At 73.2% G+C, this 21,490-nt stretch carries 20 protein-coding genes; 11 read left to right on the top strand and 9 right to left on the bottom strand.

The window, feature by feature from the left end:
• Positions 1-21 precede the first annotated feature (21 nt).
• The 3 genes from recD2 (at position 22) to BR98_RS11160 (ending at position 4,968) form a co-directional block, all read left to right on the top strand.
• Positions 22-2,277, top strand: a complete 2,256-nt coding sequence (gene recD2 / locus BR98_RS11170; protein WP_051969565.1) for an SF1B family DNA helicase RecD2 — start codon at positions 22-24, stop codon at positions 2,275-2,277.
• 196 nt (positions 2,278-2,473) lie between these two features.
• Entirely contained in the window at positions 2,474-3,763 is a 1,290-nt protein-coding gene (locus BR98_RS11165) for a citrate synthase (protein WP_035842242.1), read from the top strand.
• Between the two features lie 485 nt (positions 3,764-4,248).
• On the top strand, positions 4,249-4,968 hold the full coding sequence (locus tag BR98_RS11160) for an SDR family NAD(P)-dependent oxidoreductase (protein ID WP_051969564.1): 720 nt from the start codon (positions 4,249-4,251) through the stop codon (positions 4,966-4,968).
• A gap of 34 nt (positions 4,969-5,002) precedes the next feature.
• Here the strand turns inward: BR98_RS11160 and BR98_RS11155 are convergent, their stop codons facing one another.
• Entirely contained in the window at positions 5,003-7,303 is a 2,301-nt protein-coding gene (locus BR98_RS11155) for a heavy metal translocating P-type ATPase (RefSeq protein ID WP_051969563.1), read from the bottom strand.
• A gap of 68 nt (positions 7,304-7,371) precedes the next feature.
• Positions 7,372-7,590, bottom strand: a complete 219-nt coding sequence (locus BR98_RS11150) for a heavy-metal-associated domain-containing protein (protein WP_035842236.1) — start codon at positions 7,588-7,590, stop codon at positions 7,372-7,374.
• Positions 7,591-7,804: 214 nt separating this feature from the next.
• Between BR98_RS11150 and BR98_RS11145 the strand changes: the two genes are divergently transcribed.
• Positions 7,805-8,974 carry a PP2C family protein-serine/threonine phosphatase gene (locus BR98_RS11145; RefSeq protein ID WP_232247323.1) on the top strand — a complete coding sequence of 390 codons (1,170 nt, stop codon included), beginning with the start codon at positions 7,805-7,807 and terminating at the stop codon, positions 8,972-8,974.
• Between the two features lie 31 nt (positions 8,975-9,005).
• On the opposite strand, the gene dhaL is transcribed toward BR98_RS11145, so the two are convergent.
• Positions 9,006-9,644, bottom strand: coding sequence for a dihydroxyacetone kinase subunit DhaL (dhaL, locus tag BR98_RS11140; RefSeq protein WP_198042155.1), 639 nt, complete (start codon positions 9,642-9,644; stop codon positions 9,006-9,008).
• Between the two features lie 41 nt (positions 9,645-9,685).
• Positions 9,686-10,681: a dihydroxyacetone kinase subunit DhaK gene (gene dhaK, locus BR98_RS11135; RefSeq protein ID WP_035842234.1), complete on the bottom strand. Its 996-nt coding sequence runs from the start codon at positions 10,679-10,681 to the stop codon at positions 9,686-9,688.
• 74 nt (positions 10,682-10,755) lie between these two features.
• Between dhaK and dhaM the strand changes: the two genes are divergently transcribed.
• A complete protein-coding gene (dhaM, locus tag BR98_RS11130; RefSeq protein WP_035842231.1) occupies positions 10,756-11,151 on the top strand; it encodes a dihydroxyacetone kinase phosphoryl donor subunit DhaM in 396 nt (131 codons plus the stop codon).
• Positions 11,152-11,158: 7 nt separating this feature from the next.
• Here dhaM and BR98_RS11125 read toward each other — a convergent pair whose 3' ends face one another.
• Positions 11,159-12,859, bottom strand: a complete 1,701-nt coding sequence (locus BR98_RS11125) for a bifunctional 3'-5' exonuclease/DNA polymerase (protein WP_051969561.1) — start codon at positions 12,857-12,859, stop codon at positions 11,159-11,161.
• Between the two features lie 104 nt (positions 12,860-12,963).
• Here BR98_RS11125 and BR98_RS11120 point away from each other — a divergent pair, with 104 nt between their 5' ends.
• The gene (locus BR98_RS11120; RefSeq protein WP_083976276.1) at positions 12,964-14,994 is read left to right on the top strand and encodes a M3 family metallopeptidase; all 2,031 of its coding nucleotides are present in this window, start codon (positions 12,964-12,966) and stop codon (positions 14,992-14,994) included.
• A 127-nt stretch (positions 14,995-15,121) separates the two neighbouring features.
• On the top strand, positions 15,122-16,090 hold the full coding sequence (locus tag BR98_RS11115) for a LuxR C-terminal-related transcriptional regulator (RefSeq protein ID WP_035842226.1): 969 nt from the start codon (positions 15,122-15,124) through the stop codon (positions 16,088-16,090).
• On the opposite strand, the gene BR98_RS11110 is transcribed toward BR98_RS11115, so the two are convergent.
• Together BR98_RS11110 and BR98_RS11105 are read right to left on the bottom strand one after the other, a co-directional pair.
• Entirely contained in the window at positions 16,087-16,626 is a 540-nt protein-coding gene (locus tag BR98_RS11110) for a hypothetical protein (protein WP_051969560.1), read from the bottom strand. The two genes, BR98_RS11115 and BR98_RS11110, sit on opposite strands and share 4 nt — an antisense overlap.
• A 10-nt stretch (positions 16,627-16,636) precedes the next feature.
• Positions 16,637-17,281: a TetR family transcriptional regulator gene (locus BR98_RS11105; protein WP_051969559.1), complete on the bottom strand. Its 645-nt coding sequence runs from the start codon at positions 17,279-17,281 to the stop codon at positions 16,637-16,639.
• Positions 17,282-17,391: 110 nt separating this feature from the next.
• Between BR98_RS11105 and BR98_RS11100 the strand changes: the two genes are divergently transcribed.
• Positions 17,392-18,633 carry an acyl-CoA dehydrogenase family protein gene (locus tag BR98_RS11100; protein WP_035842224.1) on the top strand — a complete coding sequence of 414 codons (1,242 nt, stop codon included), beginning with the start codon at positions 17,392-17,394 and terminating at the stop codon, positions 18,631-18,633.
• Positions 18,634-18,669: 36 nt separating this feature from the next.
• Here BR98_RS11100 and BR98_RS11095 read toward each other — a convergent pair whose 3' ends face one another.
• On the bottom strand, positions 18,670-18,864 hold the full coding sequence (locus BR98_RS11095) for a DUF1918 domain-containing protein (RefSeq protein ID WP_035842221.1): 195 nt from the start codon (positions 18,862-18,864) through the stop codon (positions 18,670-18,672).
• A gap of 76 nt (positions 18,865-18,940) precedes the next feature.
• Positions 18,941-19,810, bottom strand: coding sequence for an enoyl-CoA hydratase/isomerase family protein (locus BR98_RS11090; protein WP_083976274.1), 870 nt, complete (start codon positions 19,808-19,810; stop codon positions 18,941-18,943).
• Positions 19,811-19,902: 92 nt separating this feature from the next.
• Between BR98_RS11090 and BR98_RS11085 the strand changes: the two genes are divergently transcribed.
• The 3 genes from BR98_RS11085 to BR98_RS11075 are packed head-to-tail and all read left to right on the top strand — an operon-like array spanning position 19,903 to position 21,482.
• Positions 19,903-20,394: an NUDIX domain-containing protein gene (locus BR98_RS11085; protein ID WP_035842219.1), complete on the top strand. Its 492-nt coding sequence runs from the start codon at positions 19,903-19,905 to the stop codon at positions 20,392-20,394.
• Position 20,395: 1 nt separating this feature from the next.
• Positions 20,396-21,202: a 4'-phosphopantetheinyl transferase family protein gene (locus BR98_RS11080; RefSeq protein ID WP_063774741.1), complete on the top strand. Its 807-nt coding sequence runs from the start codon at positions 20,396-20,398 to the stop codon at positions 21,200-21,202.
• Between the two features lie 55 nt (positions 21,203-21,257).
• A complete protein-coding gene (locus BR98_RS11075; RefSeq protein WP_035842216.1) occupies positions 21,258-21,482 on the top strand; it encodes a hypothetical protein in 225 nt (74 codons plus the stop codon).
• Positions 21,483-21,490: the final 8 nt, after the last annotated feature.

Genomic DNA, 21,490 nt, shown 5'->3' with positions numbered 1-21,490 from the left:
GTACCGTCGAGGGGGTTCCGGATGACCGGACAGCAGGCCCAGGCCCAGGCCGCCGTACCGCGCCAGCTCGCCCAGGTGGAGGGGGTGCTGGAGCGGATCACCTATGCCAACGAGGAGACGGGCTACACCGTCGCCCGGGTGGACACCGGGCGCGGCAGCAACGACCTGCTGACGGTGGTCGGCGCGCTGCTCGGCGCCCAGGTCGGCGAGTCGCTGCGGCTGCACGGCCGCTGGGGCTCGCATCCGCAGTACGGCCGCCAGTTCACCGTCGAGAACTACACCACCGTGCTGCCGGCCACGATCCAGGGGATCCAGCGCTATCTGGGCTCGGGGCTGATCAAGGGGATCGGGCCGCGGTTCGCCGAGCGGATCGTGGAGCACTTCGGGGTCGACACGCTGACCGTGATCGAGGAGCAGCCGTCCCGGCTGGTGGAGGTCCCGGGGCTCGGTCCGAAGCGGACCAAGATGATCGCCGCGGCCTGGGAGGAGCAGAAGGCGATCAAGGAGGTGATGGTCTTCCTCCAGGGGGTCGGCGTCTCCACCTCGCTCGCCGTGCGGATCTACAAGAAGTACCAGGACGCCTCGATCGGCGTGGTGAAGAACGAGCCCTACCGGCTGGCCTCCGACGTCTGGGGCATCGGCTTCCTGACCGCCGACCGGATCGCGCAGTCCGTCGGCATTCCGCACGACAGCCCGGAACGGGTGAAGGCCGGTCTGCAGTACGCGCTCTCGCAGAGCAGCGACCAGGGCCACTGCTACCTGCCCGAGGAGCGGCTGATCGCCGACGGGGTGAAGCTCCTCCAGGTGGACATCGGCCTGGTGATCGAGAGCCTGGCCGCGCTGATCGCCGAGGAGGGGGTGGTGCGCGAGCTGCTGCCCAGCCCGGACGGACCCGGCGGTGACCCGGTGTCGGCGATCTATCTGGTCCCGTTCCACCGGGCCGAGGTCTCACTGGCCAACCAGCTGCTGCGGCTGCTGCGCTCCGACACCGACCGGATGCCGGCCTTCGCCGACGTGGACTGGCCCAGGGCCCTGGCCTGGCTGGCCGAGCGGACCGGGGCCGAGCTGGCACCCGAGCAGGAGCAGTCGGTCCGGCTCGCGCTCACCGAGAAGGTCGCGGTGCTGACGGGCGGTCCGGGCTGCGGCAAGTCCTTCACCGTCAAGTCGATCGTCACCCTCGCGCTGGCGAAGCGGGCCAAGGTGCTGCTGGCCGCGCCGACCGGACGGGCGGCCAAGCGGCTGGCCGAGCTCACGGGTCATCAGGCCGCCACCGTGCACCGGCTGCTCGAGCTGCGGCCGGGCGGCGAGGCGGCCTTCGACCGGGACCGGCCGCTGGACGCCGACCTGGTGGTGGTGGACGAGGCCTCGATGCTGGACCTGATCCTGGCCAACAAGCTGGTCAAGGCGGTGGCGCCGGGGGCCCACCTGCTCTTCGTCGGGGATGTGGACCAGCTGCCCTCGGTGGGGGCCGGCGAGGTGCTGCGGGACCTGCTGGCGGACCGCGGCCCGATTCCGTCGGTCCGGCTGACCAGGATCTTCCGGCAGGCCCAGCAGTCCGGCGTGGTGGTCAACGCGCACCGGATCAACGAGGGGCAGCCGCCGCTGACGGACGGCCTGCCCGACTTCTTCCTCTTCGTGGAGGACGACACCGAGCGCGCGGCCGGCCTGGTGGTGGACGTGGTGGCCCGCCGGATCCCGCAGCGGTTCCGGTTGGACGCCCGGCGGGACGTGCAGGTGCTGGCCCCGATGCACCGCGGTCCGGCGGGCGCCGGCAATCTCAACACGCTGCTCCAGGCGGCCGTCACCCCCGGTCGGGAGGGGCTGGCCGAGAAGCGGTTCGGCGGGCGGACCTTCCGGGTCGGCGACAAGGTCACCCAGATCCGGAACAACTACGAGAAGGGTCAGAACGGCGTCTTCAACGGGACGGTCGGCGTGGTGACCGCGCTCAGCGTGGAGGACCAGCGACTCACCGTGGTCACCGACGAGGACGAGGAGGTGCCGTACGACTTCGACGAGTTGGACGAGCTGCAGCACGCCTACGCGGTGACCATCCACCGCTCCCAGGGCAGCGAGTACCCGGCGGTGGTGATTCCGGTCACCACCTCGGCCTGGACCATGCTGCAGCGCAATCTGCTCTACACGGCGGTCACCCGGGCGAAGAGGCTGGTGGTGCTGGTCGGCTCGCGCAAGGCGATCGGCCAGGCGGTGCGGACGGTCAGCGCGGGTAGGCGGCACTCCGCGCTCGATCATCGCCTCGGCGGGGGTATCTTGACGTGAAGAAATTGATGGACCAGCCTAGTCTTGCCGTGATCTTGTCCGGTTCGTACCGGCTGGAGCATCGGGTTTTGTAGGGCAGGGCTCTAGGGCAAGGTCCTTTTGGGCCACCCCGGGTGCGCGGCCGTCCTCCGCATGGGGGAGGGTGGACGAGTCAGGGCACTCGGAAGAGGATTTTCATTTCGTCGGTGAGGAAGACGTGAGCGACAAATCGGTAGTACTGCGGTACCAGGACGGCGAGTACGAGTACCCCGTCGTCGAGAGCACTGCGGGTAACTCCGGCTTCGACATCTCGAAGCTGCTCCCGCAGACCGGCCTGGTCACCCTGGACAACGGCTTCGGCAACACCGCTGCCTACAAGTCCGCGATCACCTTCGTGGACGGCGACAACGGCATCCTCCGCTACCGCGGCTACCCGATCGAGCAGCTGGCCGAGCAGGGCAGCTTCATCGAGACCGCGTACCTCCTGATCAACGGTGAGCTCCCCACCGCCGACCAGCTCGCGGAGTTCAGCAACGAGATCACCCAGCACACCCTGCTGCACGAGGACGTCAAGCGCTTCTACCAGGGCTTCCCCCGGGACGCGCACCCGATGGCGATGCTCTCCTCGGTGGTCGGCGCGCTGTCCACCTTCTACCAGGACAGCCACAACCCCTTCGACGCCGGCCAGCGCCACCTGTCGACGGTCCGACTGCTGGCCAAGCTGCCGACCATCGCGGCCTACGCCTACAAGAAGTCGGTCGGCCAGCCGTTCGTCTACCCGCGCAACGACCTCAGCTACGTCGAGAACTTCCTGCGGATGACCTTCGCCGTCCCGGCGCAGGACTACGAGCTCAACCCGGTCATCGTCAACGCGCTGGACAAGCTGCTCATCCTGCACGCGGACCACGAGCAGAACTGCTCCACCTCCACCGTGCGCCTGGTCGGCTCCAGCCACGCCAACCAGTTCGCCTCCATCTCGGCCGGTATCTCGGCGCTCTGGGGCCCGCTGCACGGCGGCGCCAACCAGGCGGTGCTGGAGATGCTGGAGCAGATCCAGAAGGACGGCGGCGACGTCGACGCCTTCATCCGCAAGGTGAAGAACCGCGAGGACGGCGTCAAGCTGATGGGCTTCGGCCACCGCGTGTACAAGGCCTTCGACCCGCGCGCCGCGCTGGTCAAGGGCCTGGCGCACGATGTGCTGGCCCAGCTGGGCAAGTCGGACGAGCTGCTGGAGATCGCGCTCAAGCTCGAGGAGCACGCGCTCAGCGACGACTTCTTCGTCTCGCGCAAGCTCTACCCGAACGTCGACTTCTACACCGGCCTGATCTACCGCGCGATGGGCTTCCCGACCAGCATGTTCACCGTGCTGTTCGCGCTGGGCCGGCTGCCGGGCTGGATCGCCCACTGGCACGAGATGATCAACGACCCGACCAGCCGGATCGGCCGCCCGCGGCAGATCTACACCGGGACCGCGATCCGCGACTACGTCGAGCTCGACAAGCGCTGACCCTCCCGCCTGACACGTCGAAGGCCCCGCGTGTGCTGCGGGGCCTTCGACGTGTCGGAGCGACAGCGCACGGCGTCCGGGGAGCGGGTGAGCCCGGGAACGGCCGCTCAAAGCGTTCCCGATCCACACCACTGCCCGGCGCCGTGCGCGAGGGCCGTCGCCGCAGCGACAGCCGTCCCGGGGCCCGCCGGAGCCCCGTCGGCGGCCGGCTGACCGCGGGTGCCCGGGCCACCCCAGGGGGGAAGGGGTGGCACGCACACGCCGTTCCGCAGTCGATCGGCCGCACCTACAAGGTAAGACGTACGGGGGCCGGCAAAGTTACGTCGGGAGGGTGTGAGTTGGCTCTCGCTACGGTGCGCGTATCGGCTTTCACCCGCCCATACCACATGATCCCCGGCAGGCTACGTCACCCTCCCCGCAGCGATGGCAACCCAGCGTGATAGGAATCGTGTCAATCCGGTACGGACAGGGCGGGAGTGACACAGATGGCCAGGAACGTTGTCGTCACCGGTGGTGGCACCGGGATCGGCCTGGAGATCGCCCGACGGTTCGTCGAGGTGGGCGAGCAGGTGGTCATCGTGGGCCGCCGCCGCGCCGTGCTGGAGTCGGCCGTCGAGCAGCTCGGCCACTCGGTCACCCCGCTGGTCTGCGACCTCGCCGACCCCGACGAGGTGGAGGCGGCGCTGCGGGTGCTGCCGGCCCGGATCGATGTGCTGGTCAACAACGCGGGCAGCCGGGAGACCGGCTTCGGGGTCGGCCCGCACGCGCTGCTGGCCCGCTGGCGCGGCGACTTCGAGCGCAATGTGCTGACCGCGGTGCTGCTCACCGAGTCGGTCCGGGACCGGATCACCCCGGGCGAGGGCCGGGTGGTCACGATCAGTTCGATCGCCGCGCTGCGCGGGGCCGGCTCGTTCGGGGCGGCAAAGGCGTCCCTGCACGCCTGGAACCACTTCCTGGCCGCGCAGCTGGGCCCGTCCGGGATCACCGCGAACATCGTGGCGCCCGGCACGGTGGCCGGCACCGAGTTCTTCGGCCCCCGGCTGGACGAGGCGGAGGTCTCGCGCCGCGCCGCCCGCACCCTGCTGGGCCGGATCGGCGAGACCGGCGAGGTGGCGGCCGCGGTGTACTTCCTGGCCTCGCCGGAGGCCGGGTTCATCACCGGCGAGATCCTGCACTGCAACGGCGGGGAGCTCCTCGGACGGTAGCCGGCGGTCCGAGGAGCTCTGGGCCGACGGACCGTCAGGCGCCGAAGCGGCGCAGCCGCAGGCTGTTGCTGACCACGAAGACCGAGGAGAAGGCCATCGTGGCGCCGGCCACCACCGGGTTGAGCAGGCCCGCCGCGGCCAGCGGGATCGCGGCCACGTTGTAGGCGAAGGCCCAGAACAGGTTGCCCTTGATGGTGCCCAGGGTCCGCCGGGAGAGCCGGATCGCGTCGGCCGCCACCCGCAGGTCCCCGCGGACCAGGGTCAGGTCGCCGGCCTCGATCGCCGCGTCGGTCCCGGTGCCCATCGCCAGACCCAGGTCGGCCTGGGCCAGTGCGGCCGCGTCGTTGACGCCGTCGCCGACCATCGCCACCGAGTGGCCCTGCTCCTGCAGCCGCCGGACCTGGGCGACCTTCTCCTCGGGCAGCACCTCGGCGATCACGTCCTCGGGGGCGATGCCGACCTCGGCCGCCACCGACTCGGCCACCGCCCGGTGGTCGCCGGTCAGCAGCACCGGCCGCAGGCCCAGGGCTCGCAGCTCGCGCACCGCGTCCGCGCTGGTGGGCTTGACGGTGTCGGCGACCACCAGGACCGCGCGGGCCGCGCCGTCCCAGCCGACCGTGATGGCGGTCTGCCCGGCGGCCTCGGCCGCGGCCTTGGCGGCGGCGAGCGAGGCGTCCAACGGCTGCGCCCAGTCGGCCAGCAGGCTCTCCCGCCCGGCCAGCACCGCGTGGCCGTCCACCACGCCCTGCACGCCGCGGCCCGGGATGTTCTCGAAGCCCTCGACGGCGGGCAGGGCGCCGAGCCGCTCGGTGGCGGCGGCCGCGACGGCCCGGGCGATCGGGTGCTCGGAGGCGTCCTCCAGGGCGCCGGCCAGGCGCAGCGCCTGCTGCTCCGACACGCCGTCAGCGGTGTGCACGGCGGTCAGCGCCATCCGGCCGGTGGTCACGGTGCCGGTCTTGTCCAGCACGATGGTGTCCACCCTGCGGGTGCTCTCCAGCACCTCGGGGCCCTTGATCAGGATGCCCAGCTGGGCGCCGCGCCCGGTGCCGACCATCAGCGCGGTCGGGGTGGCCAGGCCCAGGGCGCACGGGCAGGCGATGATCAGCACGGCGACGGCCGCGGTGAACGCCTCGGTGCTGCTGTTGCTGACCAGCAGCCAGCCGACCAGGGTGCCCAGGGCGATCAGGATCACCACGGGGACGAATATCGAGGAGATCCGGTCGGCCAGCCGCTGGGCCGCGGCCTTGCCGTTCTGTGCCTGCTCGACCAGTTGGGCCATCCGGGCCAGCTGGGTGTCGGTGCCGACCCGGCGGGCCTCCACCACCAGGCGGCCGCCCGCGTTCACGGTGGCGCCGGTGACCGGGTCGCCGACCGCGACCTCGACCGGGACCGACTCGCCGGTCAGCATCGAGGCGTCCACCGCGGAGGCGCCCTCGACCACCACCCCGTCGGTGGCGATCTTCTCGCCGGGGCGGACCACGAAGCGGGTGCCCACGGTCAGCTCGCCGACCGGGACCCGCAGCTCGCGCCCGTCGCGCAGCACCGCGACCTCCTTGGCGCCGAGGTCGAGCAGGGCGTGCAGGGCGGCGCCGGCCCGGCGCTTGGAGCGGGCCTCCAGCCAGCGGCCGAGCAGGATCAGCGTGGTGACGGCGGCCGCGGTCTCCAGGTAGAGGGTCGAGGCGGCGTCACCACGGCCGATCGACAGCGAGAACTCGTGCTTCATGCCCGGCATCCCGGCATCGCCGAGGAAGAGCGCCCAGACGGACCAGCCGAAGGCGGCCAGGGTGCCCAGCGAGACCAGGGTGTCCATGGTGGCTGCGCCGTGCCGGAGATTGGTCCAGGCGGCCTGGTGGAACGGGCGGCCGCCGTACAGCACCACCGGGCCGGTGAGCGCGAAGGCGAGCCACTGCCAGTTGGTGAACTGCAGCGCGGGCACCATGGAGAGCAGCACCACGGGGACGGTCAGCACGGCGCTGAGCGTCAGGCGCTCGCGGTTGGGGTCTCCCTGGCCGAAGGCTGGGGAAGGGTCGGTGGTGGGTTCGCCGGCGGCCCGGGCCGGTGCGCCGGGGGCGGCCGGCGGCGGGGGCGGCTCGGCGGTGTAGCCGGTGCGCTCGACGGTGGCGATCAGGTCCGCGACGCTGACGCCGGGGCCGAAGTCGACCCGGGCCTTCTCGGTGGCGAAGTTGACCGTGGCCTCGACGCCGTCCATCCGGTTGAGCTTCTTCTCGATCCGGGCGGCGCAGGAGGCGCAGGTCATGCCGCCGATCGAGAGCTCCACCCGGTCGACGGACCCGGTGCTGACGGCGTCGCCGGCCGTGCTGCTGGCAGGACTCATGGCTTCCGCTCCTTGACGAGAAGTGGGGACGGGGGGCGGTGGCGGGGGCGCGCCCCCCGTGGCCGCGCTCAGGCCGACCGGCCGACCAGTTCGTAGCCCGCCTCGTCGATGGCGGCGCGCACGGCCGAGTCGTCCAGCGGCTGCTCGGAGGAGACCGTGACGGTGCCCGCCTTGGCGTCCGCGGCCACCTTGAGCACGCCCTGCAGCGCGGCCAGTTCTGAGCTGACCGACTTCTCGCAGTGGCCGCAGCTCATGCCGGTGACGGTGTAGGTGATGGTGCTGGACATCGGGGCCTCCGGGAAGTCGGTGGGCGCCGGGGTCGGCGCCGCGCTGTTGAGAACACCATACCCCCTAGGGGTATTCCATGGGGGGTGCGGACCCCTGACGCGATGAGACGGCGGTCACAGTCCGCCCACAGACAGTAGTCGCACGCGCACCAGCGGTACGACTGCGGCACTCCAATACGGGCGCAGCGCGCTCATTGTCCGTAATGTTCGGCAGGTGTTCCGACGCCACCGCAGCAGCAGACCGGTGGCCGCCGAGCTGTCCGGACTCTCCCGGGGGCGCCGGCGGCGCGTGCTGGCCGCCGTCGACCTGCGCGACCTGTCCTGGCGGCGGCGGGCCGCGCCCGCCGGGCTGGCGATCCTCGCGGTCACCATCGCCGACCTCTCCACCGGCAAGGAGCGCTACCTGGCGCCGCTGATGACCGTGGTCCCCTCGATCGCCGCACTCACCCTCTCCGCCGTCGGCGTGCTCTCGGTCTGCACCTTCGGCCTGGCCGTCCTGCTCGGCCTCAACCGGTACGACAACGTCACCGCCGTGCACGACCAGCGGTTCCTGTTCGGCTCGATCATCACCTACGCCGCGCTGAGCCTGTTCAGCGCCTACGTCGCCGAGGTCCGGATGCGCCGGGCCGCCGCCTTCGCGGCCGTCAGCTCGGTGGCCGAGGCGGCCCAGCGGGCGCTGCTGCAGCGGCCCGGTCCCGAGGTCGGACCGCTGCGGCTCGCCGTCCGCTACGCCTCGGCCGCCGACGAGGCGCGGATCGGCGGGGACCTCTACTCGGTGCTGGACACCCCGCACGGCACCCGGGTCCTGGTCGGCGACGTCCAGGGCAAGGGGCTGGAGGCGGTGCAGACGGCCGCCGTGGTGCTCGGCGCCTTCCGCGAGGCCGCCTACGACGAGGCCGGGCTGCGCGGCGTGGCGGCCCGGATCGAGGCCAGCGTGGAGCGGCACGTGGTGGACGGTCAGTTCACCACCGCGCTCTTCGCCGAGCTGCGCACGCCGGGGGCCGTCGAGCTGCTCCAGTACGGGCACGTGCCGCCGATCCGGGTGGCGCCGGACGGCACCGCGACGCTGCTGGAGGCGCCCGACCCCTGGGTGCCGCTGGGCCTGGGGCGGCTCGCGCCCGGGCAGCCGCAGAGCTGGGACCTGCCGTTCGAGCGCGGCGATGTGCTGGTGCTCTGCACCGACGGGGTGGTGGAGGCCCGCGAGTACGGCAGCGGGGAGTTCTACCCGCTGGAGCGGCGGGTCGGGAAGCTGGTCGCCGGTGCGGGCTCCTCGGTGGCCGAACTGGACGCCGCGGTCGGGCGGCTCTACGCCGACCTGCTCGGGCACACCGGCGGCGAACTGAACGACGACGCGCTGCTGCTGCTGGTCAGCCGCACCGACTGAACAGCAGCAGCCGTCCGCCGCCGATCACGGGTCAGCGCGGCGCGGCCTCGGCCAGCGCCCGGAAGAGCAGCGCCGTCGAGGTGGCCCCCGGGTCCTGGTGGCCGACGCTGCGCGGGCCCAGATAGGAGGCGCGGCCCTTGCGGGCCTCCAGCGGAACGGTCGCGCGGGCCCCCGCCTCCGCCGCCTCGGCGGCCAGCGCGGTGGCCTCGCGCAGCGAGAAGCCGTCGAAGGCGGCTCGCTCCAGGGCGGCGACGGCCGGTTCGAAGGCGTCGACCATGGTCTTGTCACCGACGGTGGCGCCACCCAGCTTCTGCACCGCCGTCAGGCCGGCCCGCAGCCCCTCGGCCAGCGCGGTCAGGTCGGCGGTGGGCGCCGGCAGCGCCCTGCCGGCGGTGCGCAGCGCGCTGCCGTAGAGCGGTCCGGAAGCGCCGCCGACCTTGGAGATCAGGGTGCTGCCGGCCTTGCTGAGCAGCTCACCGGGCGGGGTGTCGGCGGGCAGCGCGTCGACCACGGCGAGGACCGCCGCGAAGCCGCGCCTGAGGTTGGTCCCGTGGTCGCCGTCGCCGATCGCGGCGTCCAGCTCGGTCAGCCGCTGGTGCTGCTGCTCGACGGCCGCAGCGGTGGCGCGCAGCCAGGCGAGCGCGAAGTCGTGGTCCAGGGCGTAGGGCATGGTGATGCTCCGTCGGCTGAGAGGGTCCCTCTGAGGGGGGATCAGGACCAGTGCAGGGCCGGGGTGGCGACGGGCGCGTCCCAGAGCTCCAGCAGCTCGGGGTCGGCCTTGGTCAGGGTGAGCGAGAAGCCGGCCATGTCCAGGCTGGTCACGTAGTTGCCGACCAGGTTGCGGGCGATCGCGATGCCGCGCTCGGCGAGGCGGGCGGCGACCTCGCCGTAGACCAGGTAGAGCTCGTGCAGCGGGGTCCCGCCCAGGCCGTTGACCAGGGCGATCACCTGGTCGCCCGGGGTCAGGGTGTGCTCGGCCAGAACGGTCTCCACCACCTCGGCGACCAGCTCGTGGGCCGGGCGGAGCTTCTCCCGGCGGCGGCCCGGCTCGCCGTGGATGCCGACGCCCACCTCGATCTCGTCGGCCGGCAGGTCGAAGCCGGGCTTGCCCGCCGCCGGGACGGTCGCGGCGGTCAGCGCCACCGCGAAGGACCGCGAGGCGGCGTTGGCCCGCTCGCCGATCGAGGCCACCTCGCGGGCGCCGGCGCCGCGTTCGGCGAGCGCGCCCGCGACCTTCTCCACCACCACGGTGGCGCCGGTGCCGCGCCGCCCGGCGGTCCAGGTGGAGTCCTTGACCGCGACATCGTCGTCCACCAGCACCGTGCGGACCTCGATGCCCTCCTCGGCGGCCAGTTCGGCGGCCAGCTCGAAGTTGAGCACGTCGCCGGTGTAGTTCTTGACCACGAAGACCACGCCCGCGCCGCCGTCGGTGGCCCGGACGGCGGCCAGCATCTGGTCCGGGACGGGGGAGGTGAACACCTCGCCCGGGCAGGCCGCGTCCAGCATCCCGGGGCCGACGAAGCCGGCGTGCAGCGGCTCGTGGCCGGAGCCGCCGCCGGAGATCAGCGCGACCTTGCCGGGCCGCGGTGCGCCGGCCCGGTGGATCACCCGGGCCGCCCGGTCCACCGTCAACTCCGGGTGGGCGGCGGCGATTCCGGCGAGAGTGTCGTCGAGCACGGTCTCGGGGGTGTTGATCAGCTTCTTCATGCCGGCTCCCGGGTTGGTGGTCGGACGGATCTCCTGCGAACCTACGCCACCCGGGCGGGCTACGCTCGGAGGCCATGAGGACTTCAGTGGGAATCGTCCTGGTGTCGCACAGCCCGCTGCTCGGGGCGGGGGTGGCCGAGCTGACCGAGCAACTCGGCGGCGGGGGCGTGGCGGTGGCGGTGGCCGCCGGAACCGAGGCGGGCGAGATCGGGACCAGCTACGAGCTGATCGAGGCCGCGGTGCGGCAGGTCGACTCGGGCGCGGGGGTGGTGGTGCTGCCGGACCTGGGCAGCGCGGTGCTCACCGCGCGGGCGGTACTGGCGGACCTGGCCCGCGAGGACGAGGTGGTGCTGGTGGACGCGCCGTTCGTGGAGGGCGCGGTGGCCGCGGTGGTGACCGCCTCGACCGGGGCGGGCCTGGCCGAGGTGGCCCGCTCGGCCCGGGAGGCCTGGCAGTCGCGGAAGTTCTGACGGACCGTCACTTGGCGTCCCCGTAGCACTCGACCACGGCGGTGCTCATCGGGAACTGCACCGGGGTGTCGCCGAACACCAGCCGGGTGGCCTCCTCGGCGGCCTCGGCGACCGCGGTGGTGACCTTGTCGGCGAGGTCGGCGGGGGTGTGCACGACCACCTCGTCGTGCTGGAAGAAGACCAGGTGCGGCTCGGCCGACAGCTCGGCGAGCCGGCGTCTGAGCGCGGCCAGCAGCGCCAACGCCCAGTCCGCGGCGCTGGCCTGGATCACGAAGTTGCGGGTGAACCGGCCGCGGGCCCTGGTGGAGCGGCCGCCCTGGGTGTCGTCCGGGGCGGTCGACTCGGCGAGGTCGAGCCAGGCGTCCGAGGGCGGCGGGCAGGGCCGGCCGAGCTGGGAGCGGACGATCCCGCCGTCCTCCCCGGTGCGGGCGGCCGCCTCGACGAAGCCCATCGCGGCCGGGTACCGCTGGCGCAGGGTGGCCAGCAGCGGGCCGATGTCCCCGCTGGTCTGCCCGTACATCGCGCCGAGCAGGCCGAGCTTGGCCTTGTCCCGATCGCCGTGGAAGGCGGTGGCGGCCAGCGCCTGGTAGAGGTCGCCGCCGGCCGCGCTGCGGGCCAGCGCCGCGTCACCGGAGAGCGCGGCCAGCACCCGGGGCTCCAGCTGGGCGGCGTCGGCCACCACCAGCAGCCAGCCGGGATCGGCCACCACGGCCCGGCGCAGGATCCGCGGGATCTGCAGTGCGCCGCCGCCCCGGCTGGCCCAGCGGCCGGAGACCACGCCGCCCACCACGTACTCCGGACGGAACCGGCCGCCCTTGGCCCAGGCGTCCTGCCAGGCCCAGCCGTGCGCGGTGTGGATCCGGGACAGCTCCTTGTAACGGATCATCAGCTCGGCGGCCGGATGGTCGATCCCGCGCAGCTCCCAGACTCGGGTGGAGCCGAGCCGGATGCCCTGCTCGGCGAAGGCCTTCAGCACCTGGGTGTGCGAGTCGGGATTGAACGGCTTGCCGCCGAGCGCCTGCTGCAGCCCCGCCGACAGCTCGGCCAACCGGGCGGGCTGGGTGCCGGGGATGTGCGGGCGCGGACCGAGCAGCTCGGTGAGCAGCGCGTCGTGCACCTCGGCACGCCAGGGCAGGCCGTCCTCCGCCATCTCGGCGGCGGCCAGCGCGCCGGCCGACTCGGCGGCGACCAGCAGCCGGAACCGGGACCGCTCGACCGGGCCCTCGATCGCGGCCAGCCGGCGCTGCTGCTCGGCGTGCACCGCGATCACGGCGGTCAGCGGGTCGGTGCCGGGCGGCAGTTGCAGGCGGTCGGGGGCGAACAGGGTGTCCTGCGCCTCGTTGGGACCGGAGTCGGGCAGGTCCTCCGGGACCGGCAGGCCGCGCAGCCGGGACCAGGCGGCGCCGAGCGAGCGCGGCGCGCCCCAGCGGCCCTCCTGCGCCAGCAGCAGCGCCTCGACCAGTCGCAGATCGTGGCAGCGGCCGAGCCGGCCGGGCAGCGCGGGCAGCAGCGGGGCGTAGCCGGACTCGGCGGCGGCCCAGACCCAGCGGGGCCGCTCGGCGGCCTCCAGCTCGGCGACCGTGACGGCCAGCTCGGGGGCGTGCAGCGGTGCGCCGAGCGCCGTGCCGTCCTCGGCGAGGCGGTGCAGGCGGCCGCCACGCCCGTGGGCGTCGGGCACCAGGGCGATCCTGGCGTTCCTGGCGGTCATCAGTGGCCTCCGGTCCGGCGATTTCAGGCTATTTGCGGAGTGCGATCCCGCTCATCCCGACGGTAGCGCGGTGCACTGACAACTTGACGCGTATGGTCTGCGGAATGACGGAAAATCCCTTCCTCTCTCCGAGCCCGCTGCCCTACCAGCTCCCGCAGTTCGGCGAGATCCGTGAGGCGCACTACCGGCCGGCCCTCGAACAGGGCATGGCCGAGCAGCTGGCCGAGATCGCGCGGATCACCGCGAACCCCGAGCCCGCGACCTTCGAGAACACCGTGGTCGCGCTGGAGCGCACCGGAGAGCTGCTGCGCCGGGTGCTGGCGGTCTTCGACAACCAGACCTCCGCGGTCACCAACCCGGCCGTGCAGGAACTGGACGCCGAGTTCCGCCCCCGGCTCGCGGCCCACGGCGACGCGATCCACCTGGACCGGGCGCTCTTCGCCCGGCTCGACGCGGTGCACGCCCAGCGGGCCGAGCTCGGCCTGGACGCCGAGTCGCTGCGGCTGCTGGAGCGCCGCCACACCCGGTTCGTCCGGGCCGGCGCCGAGCTGCCCGAGGCGCAGCAGCAGCGGCTGCGCGAGCTCAACGCCGAGCTGGCCACCGCCGCCGGCGTCTTCGAGCAGAACGTCTTCGCCGCCAACGCGGCCGGCGCGCTGGTGCTGGACAGCGCCGACCAGCTGGCCGGCCTGTCCGAGGGCGCGATCGAGGCGGCCGCCGCCAACGCCCGCGAGCTCGGCCACCAGGGCAAGTACGTGCTCAGCCTGCTCAACTTCTCCAACCAGCCGGCGCTGGCCCAGCTGACCGACCGTGCGGTCCGCCGCCGCCTGCTGACCGCCGCACTGGACCGGGCCGCCGAGACCAACGGCCCGGTGGCCGCCCGGATGGCCGCGCTGCGCGCCGAGCGGGCCGCGCTGTTCGGCTACCCGAGCCACGCCGCCTACGTGGTGGCCGACGAGACCGCCGGCACCGTGGACGCCGTCGCCGAGCTGCTGGCCAAGCTGGTCCCGCCGGCGATGGCCAACGCCGAGCGCGAGCTGAGCCGCCTGGTCGAGGCCGCCGCGGCCGACGGCGTCACCGACTTCGGCCCGCACGACCTGGCGTACTACACCGAGCGGGTCCGCAAGGCCGAGTACGACCTGGACACCGCCGAGCTGCGCCCCTACTACGAGCTGGAGCGGGTGCTGCAGGACGGCGTCTTCCACGCCGCCCAGCTGGTCTACGGGCTGAGCTTCACCGAGCGCACCGACCTGGCCGGCTACCACCCCGACACCCGGGTCTTCGAGGTGTTCGAGCAGGACGGCACCGCACTGGGTCTCTTCCTGGCCGACTTCTTCGCCCGCCCGTCCAAGCGCGGTGGCGCCTGGATGGACGAACTGGTCCCGCAGGCCCACCTGTTCGACCGCAAGCCGGTGGTCTTCAACAACCTCAACATCGCCAAGCCGGCCCCCGGCCGCCCGGTGCTGCTCAGCGTGGACGAAGTCCGCACCCTGTTCCACGAGTTCGGGCACGCGCTGCACGGCCTCTTCTCCGCGGTGCGCTACCCCTCGCTGGCCGGCACCCAGGTGCCGCGCGACTTCGTGGAGTTCCCCTCGCAGGTCAACGAGATGTGGGGGACCTGGCCCGAGGTGCAGCTCAACTACGCCAAGCACCACGAGACCGGCGAGCCGATCCCGGCCGACCTGCTGGAGCGGCTGGCCGCGGCCGAGAACTTCGGCCAGGGCGTGAAGACCGTGGAGTACCTGGCCGCCGCGCTGCTCGACTGGGCCTGGCACACCCGACCGGCCGGCGAAGCCGTGCTGGACGCGGTGGAGTTCGAGGCGCAGGCGCTCAAGGAGGCGGGCCTGTCGCTGGCCGCGGTACCGCCGCGCTACCGCACCGGCTACTTCACCCACCTGTTCGTGAACGGCTACAGCGCGGGCTACTACGCCTACATCTGGTCCGAGGTGCTGGACGCCGACACGGTGGACTGGTTCAAGGGCAACGGGCGCACGGTGCGCGAGAGCGGCGAGGTGTTCCGGCGGGAGCTGCTGTCGCGCGGCGACAGCCGGCCGGCGCTGGACGCGTTCCGGGCCGTGGTCGGGCGCGACCCGCGGATCGAGCCGCTGCTGCTGCGCCGCGGACTGGCGGTCCAGTAGCGCGAAGGTGCGCCACGGGGATCAGCACCCGTGGCGCACCCGGTTGCCCCCTCTCTTGACTCTTCATGGCTTGATTTCCGCGCTGGCATGGCCCAAAGTCGGGTCGAGACCAGGGAGGGGCGGCTCGGTGGCGGAGCAGTGGACCACGCGCTTCGGTGGCCTCGGGCTGGCCCCCGACCAGGAGCGGCTCTACCTGCAGCTGCTGACCACCGCCGGCCAGACCGCGGCCCAACTGTCCCTGGCCACCGGCGTCGGCGCCGACCGCACGGCGGCCGCGCTCGGTCTGCTGGCCGACCTCGGGCTGGTCGAACGCCCGCCTCCCGACGGCTTCCTGTGGACCGCGGCGGCGCCCGACGTGGCGCTGGAGGAACTGCTGCTCCGCCGCGAGCTGGAGCTGCGCCGCACCCGGGGCCGGATCAACGAGCTGCTGCGCACCTACCGCCGATCGCGGATCGACACCGTGGCGGGCGAGTTGGTCGAGATCGTCAGCGGGCGGGACTCGATCGCCGAACTCTGGCGCAGCCTCCAGCTGGGCGCGCGCGAGGAGTTGCGGGTGCTGGACAAGCCGCCGTACATTCGGCGGGCCGACCCCGAGTGCGAACTCGCCGCGCTCGGGCGGGGCGTGCGGATGCGCGTGGTGTACGAGAGCCGGGTGCTGTGCGAGCCCGAGCGGTTGGCCGAGATCCAGCTGTTCACCGGGGCCGGCGAGCAGGCCCGGGTGCTGCCCGAACTGCCGCTCAAGCTGGCCCTGGTGGACGACCGGTGGGCGCTGCTGCCGGTCAGCTCGGGCACCGAGCTGCAGAGCGTGCTGCTGGTCCGCCCGTCCTCCCTGCTGGACGCGCTGGCCGGACTCTTCGAGCTCTACTGGACCCGCGCCATGCTGATGGGCCCGCCGGACTCCGCCGAACTGCCGCAGGACCGGCACCGCCAGTTGCTCGCGCTGCTGGCCGCCGGGCTGACCGACGAGAGCATCGCCCGCCAGATGAGCGTCTCGACCCGGACGGTGCAGCGCTGGGTGCGCGAGCTGATGGACCGCTTCGGCGCCCGCACCAGGTTCCAGGCGGGCATCCAGGCGGCCCGGGCGGATCTGCTCTAGACGGTGACGGTGAGCGTGGCCTGGGCGCCCTGGGGGAGCCTGACCCGCAGCCGGCCGGGGTGGCTGCGATCGACGAGCACCGGAACCGTGGTGGTGACCTGCGCCGTTGGCTGTGCGGCGAGTTCGGTCCAGGAGCCGTTCGGCGTGAAGGTCACCTGGTAGCGGCCGGCCGCCCAGCTCTCCCGGGCCGGCAGCCCGGCCAGCGCCAGGGCGTACGGTCCGAAGGCCGGCTCCTCGCCCGGCGCGGTCTGCCCGTCCGGGCCCAACACGCAGTAGCCGCCGCTCCCCCGGCACCAGTACCAGGCGGTCCAGGCGCTCGCGAAGCCCGCCATCGCGGCCACCTGCCGGCGGACCAGCTCGGTGTTGCCCGGGGTGCGGGAGTTCGGCGGGCCCCACTCGCCGACCAGCACCGGCAGCCGGTGTGCGGTGGGATAGGCGGTGATCGCTGCGGTGTAGTTCTCGACGAAGCCGTCAGCCGGGTCCCAGTCCGCGCCGTTCTCCACCGCGGTGTCGTAGAAGTGCGGCGCCGAGCGCAAGAGGTGAGTACTACTCAGGTTCTGTCGCTTCGGTTGCACCGCCGTTGTTGCCGGGCAGCGGCACGGCCGGCAGGGGGGCCGCCGCCGCCAGCCGTCCCCAGAGCAGGTCGGCCAGCGCCTGCACCATCTTGGCCCGTGGGCAGGGCTTGGCGTCCAGCCACCAGTCGCCGGCCGCCAGCACCATCCCGGTGATCGCCCGCCCCCAGGCCTCGGAGAGCAGCGGCGCGTCCGGACCGAGGTCCACCTGCGCCGTCACCGCCCGGGTGATCTCCTCGGCGATCTGCCGCAGCGCCGGCGCCAGCGCGTTGCCGACCCCGTTCGGGTCGCCGGCCTCCGGGTGGGTGAGCAGCTGGTAGACCTGCGGCCGGGCCTCGATCCCGGCCAGGTAGGTGTCCAGCACGTGCTCCACCCGCTCGCGCCGCTCCAGCGGTTCGGCCAGTGCCTCGCGCACCGCGGCCAGCAGACCCGAGGTGTGACGGTCCGTCAGGGCCTGGAAGAGGCCGCTGCGGTCGCCGAAGTGGCGGTAGAGGATCGGTTTGGTGATGCCCGCCTCGGCGGCGATCGCGTTCATGCTGGCGCCGGGGCCGTCCCGGCGGACCACCCGGTCGGCGGCGTTGAGCAGTTGCTCCCGGCGCGGCTCCTCCAGCGCGGTCACCGGCCCCTCCTTCTCGTTGACATCCGTTACCTATCAGTAGCAGACTCCCTCGATGTTACCCCCGGTAACCCCCGGGCGGCGCGATCTTGATCCTGAAGGGATGACGAGACATGAGCGGATTCTCGATGGCACTCGGCGAGGACCAGCTCGCCGTCCGCGACTGGCTGCACGGCTTCGCCGCCGACGTGATGCGCCCGGCCGCCGCCGAGTGGGACGAGCGCGAGGAGACGCCCTGGCCGATCATCCAGGAGGCCGCCAAGCTCGGGATCTACTCCCTCGACTTCTACGCCCAGCAGTACTTCGACCCCTCCGGCGTCGGCATCCCGGTCGCGATGGAGGAGCTGTTCTGGGGCGACGCGGGCATCGGCCTGTCCATCGTCGGCACCACACTGGCCGCCGTCGCCGTGCTGGCCAACGGCACCGACGAGCAGATCGGCACCTGGGCCCCGCAGATGTTCGGCACCCCCGACGACGTCAAGGTCGCCGCCTTCTGCTCCTCCGAGCCCGACGCCGGCTCGGACGTCTCCGCCCTGCGCACCCGCGCCGTCTACGACGAGGCCAAGGACGAGTGGGTGCTCAACGGCACCAAGACCTGGGCCACCAACGGCGGCATCGCCGCCGTGCACGTGGTGGTCGCCACCGTCGACCCCGCGCTCGGCGCCCGCGGCCAGGCCTCCTTCGTGGTGCCGCCGGGCACCGAGGGCCTCGCCCAGGGGCAGAAGTTCAAGAAGCACGGCATCCGCGCCTCGCACACCGCCGAGGTGGTGCTGGACAACGTCCGGATCCCCGGCCACTGCCTGCTCGGCGGCAAGGAGAAGCTGGACGAGCGGCTGGCCCGGGCCCGGGAGCGGGCCAGGGAGCAGGCCGCCGGCTCGGCCAAGGGCAAGGGCAAGAACGCGGCGATGGCGACCTTCGAGGCCTCCCGGCCGGCCGTCGGGGCGCAGGCCGTCGGCATCGCCCGGGCCGCGTACGAGGTGGCGCTGGACTACGCCAAGACCCGGGTGCAGTTCGGCCGCCCGATCATCGACAACCAGGGCGTCGCCTTCACCCTGGCCGACATGCGCACCCGGATCGACGCGGCCCGGCTGCTGGTCTGGCGGGCCTCCTGGATGGCCGCCAACCAGCAGCCGTTCACCGCGGCCGAGGGCTCGATGTCCAAGCTCTACGCCGGCGAGACCGCCAAGTGGGTGACCTCGCAGGCGATGCAGCTGCTCGGCGGCAACGGCTTCACCCGCGAGTACCCGGTGGAGCGGATGCACCGGGACAGTGCGATCTACACCATCTTCGAGGGGACCAGCGAGATCCAGCGGCTGGTGATCGCCCGGACGATCTCGGGGCTGCCGATCCGCTGACCCGCCCGATCGGGGGACGGGGGCTCGGGCTCGGGGCTAGTTCGAGGCGGGCCGGTGTTCGACGGTGCAGTCCGGCCCCGGGAAGATCAGCGTCTCGTGGCCGTCCTCGAACCGGACCAGGTACGGCGGCTCACCGTCGTCGCCGTGCACCTCGACGACCTCGCCCTCACGGTCGATGATGCCGACCGCGCGGCTGTGGATGTGCAGGTGGTCGCCCACTTCTGCGCGCATGGGTCTGTGCTCCTTACTGGTGGGGGACTGCTCCTGAGGGAATCTCACCAGAGAGTGACCGACCGCACGTCCCACGTTACTCCGTCGGGCCTAGCAGCCGTCGGGCCTGGAAGACGGGCTCGCGGCGTTCCAGGAACGCCGCGAGCCCCTCGCGGACGTCGGGTGCCTCGCGCGAGCGGCGCTCCCAGGGCGCCAGCGCCTCGGGGAGGGCCTGCGGACCGTGCGTGGCCAGGGCCGTCAGCGCCGCCTTCACCGCGCCGATGGTCTGCGGCGAGCGGCGCGCCAGCAGCCGGGCGAACTCCAGCGCCCGGGCGTCCAGCCGCTCCGCCGGGTGCACCTCGTCCAGCAGCCCGAACCGCTCGGCCCGCGCCGCGTCGACCAGCTCGCCGGAGAAGAGCAGGTACTTCGCCCGGGCCGGTCCGACCACCTGCGCCAGCCGCGCCGTCGGCACCGCCGGGTAGACCACACCGAGCTTGGCCGGGGTGATCCCCAGCCGGGCGTCCGCCGCCCCGAACCGCAGGTCGCAGGCGAGCGCCAACTGGCAGCCGCCGCCCACACAGGAGCCGTGCACCACCGCGAGCGTCGGATGCGGGAACCCCGCCAGCGCCTGCTCGGCCTCGACGTTGCGCGCGTGGTACGCGTCGGCGGCGGCCGGATCGCCGTACACCTCGGAGAGCTCCGCGATGTCCGCCCCCGCGCTGAACGTCCGCTCGGCGCCGGTCACCAGCAGCGCCCGCACCCCCGGGTGCCGCGCCAGCGCGCCCAGCAGCCCCGGCAGCGCCTGCCACATGGCGAGGGTGACGGCGTTGCGGCGGTGCGGGCGGTCCAGCAGCAGCACCGCGACGCCGTCCTCGCCGAGGAAGGTCCGCAGGCCGTCGACGGGGCCGGGGAGTTCGGCGGGGAGCGGGATCTCGGTGCGGTCGGCGAGCAGGATCTGGTCGGTCATGGCGCCCACTCTCCCAGGTGGGACCGCCGACACCCGCGTCGGGCACGGGTGACGTGCTTGAATCGGCGGGATCCCGACGAGAGGACTTCCGCATGGACCAGGAGCAGTTGCTGCCCCGAGACGCCTGGCTCGCCTCGCTGCCGCGTTCGTACACCGCTGCCGGCACCCTGCTGACCGACGAGGCCGGGCGGGTGCTCATCCTCAAGCCCAACTACCGCCCCGGCTGGCAGTTCGCGGGCGGCACCATCGATGTCGGCGAGGACGCCCTGGAGTGCGCCCGACGCGAACTGCTGGAGGAGACCGGCCTCGACCGCGAGATCGGCCGCCTGCTGGTGGTCTCCTGGACCCACCCCTCCGAGGCGCTCAACCACCCCGCCGTGCACTTCATCTTCGACGCCGGGGTGCTGCCGGTCGGCACGCCGATCTCGGTGCAGGAGGCCGAGTTGGAGGAGTACCGGTGGGCGCCCCTGGAGGAGGCCTACGAACTGCTCGGCCCCGCACGCGAACCGCGGCTGCGGGCGGCCCTGGCCGCGCGCGAGGACGGGGTGGTTCGAGTGGTGTCCGGCACGGTGACGGGGATCTGACGTGGCACCGGAGGCAGCGGGAGCGGCGGACGCGGTCGCCGCGGTGGAGCCCGGGGAGGTCCGGGTCTGGCGGGTCGCCGTCGCGCCCGGCAACGCCGCCGCGGCTCGCGCGGCCGCGCCCGTGCTGCTGGACCGGGCCGAACGCGCCCGGGCCGCCGCCTTCCGCCGCGAGCAGGACCGGCAGCTCTACGAGGTCGCGCACGTCGGCCTGCGCACCGTGCTCGCCGAGCGGCTCGGCCGGCGCCCCGCCGAGCTGACCTTCCGTCAGGCGCCCTGCCCGGGCTGCGGTGAGCCGCACGGACGGCCCGAGGTCGACGGACCGGTGGAGTTCTCGCTCTCGCACGCCGCCGGCCTCGCGGTGATCGCACTGGCCGCGGACCCGCTCGGAGTGGACGTCGAGGGGCACGGCGCCTTCGAACGCGAAGCCGGCGAGGACGTGGCGGGCCTGCTGCACCCGGCGGAGCGGGCCGAGCTGGCCGCGGTCGAGCCCGAGCGGTGGGCGGCCGCCGCACTGCGCTGCTGGGTGCGCAAGGAGGCCTACCTGAAAGGCACCGGGATGGGTCTCGGGCGCGGAGTCGGCATCGACTACGTGGGCGTGGGCCCCGAGTTCCTGCCGGAGGGCGGGAAGGCGGCTGGGGTCGAGCCGGCGGGGTGGGAGCTGCACGCCGTCGAGGTGCCGGAGGGGTACGACGCGGCGGTGGCGGTGCGGGTGGCCGAACGGGAGGCTGTACAGGGGGCTGCAGTGCGGGCGGTACCGGGGGTGACGGGGGGCGTGCGGCTCAGCGTGCGGGATCTGGTGCTGGGCTGAGCGGCGCGACGGGCTGCCGATCCGCCTTGTCACCCCCCTGAGGCACCCTTGTGCTATGCGCGCGCCCCGAGTCCAGTGCCCCGCCTGCGGCCGTCTGGTGGCCCTGATGCCGACCCGCCGGGCCGGCTACGGCATCGTCCACGACCACAAGAAGGACCGCCGCTCGCTGCAACTGTGCGAGGCGAGCATGCAGCAACTGCCGCTGAGCGACGCGGCCGTGTGGCAGGACAGCCTCCCCGGGCTGCCGGATGCGGCAGCGGAGGCGGCGAGGCTGTTCTGACGCCCGGC

Origin of the sequence: Kitasatospora azatica KCTC 9699, assembly GCF_000744785.1 — a bacterium.
Taxonomy (GTDB): Bacteria; Actinomycetota; Actinomycetes; order Streptomycetales; family Streptomycetaceae; genus Kitasatospora; species Kitasatospora azatica.
Note: the sequence above shows the minus strand (reverse complement) of the source record. Positions and strands in the feature narration are given on the sequence as shown.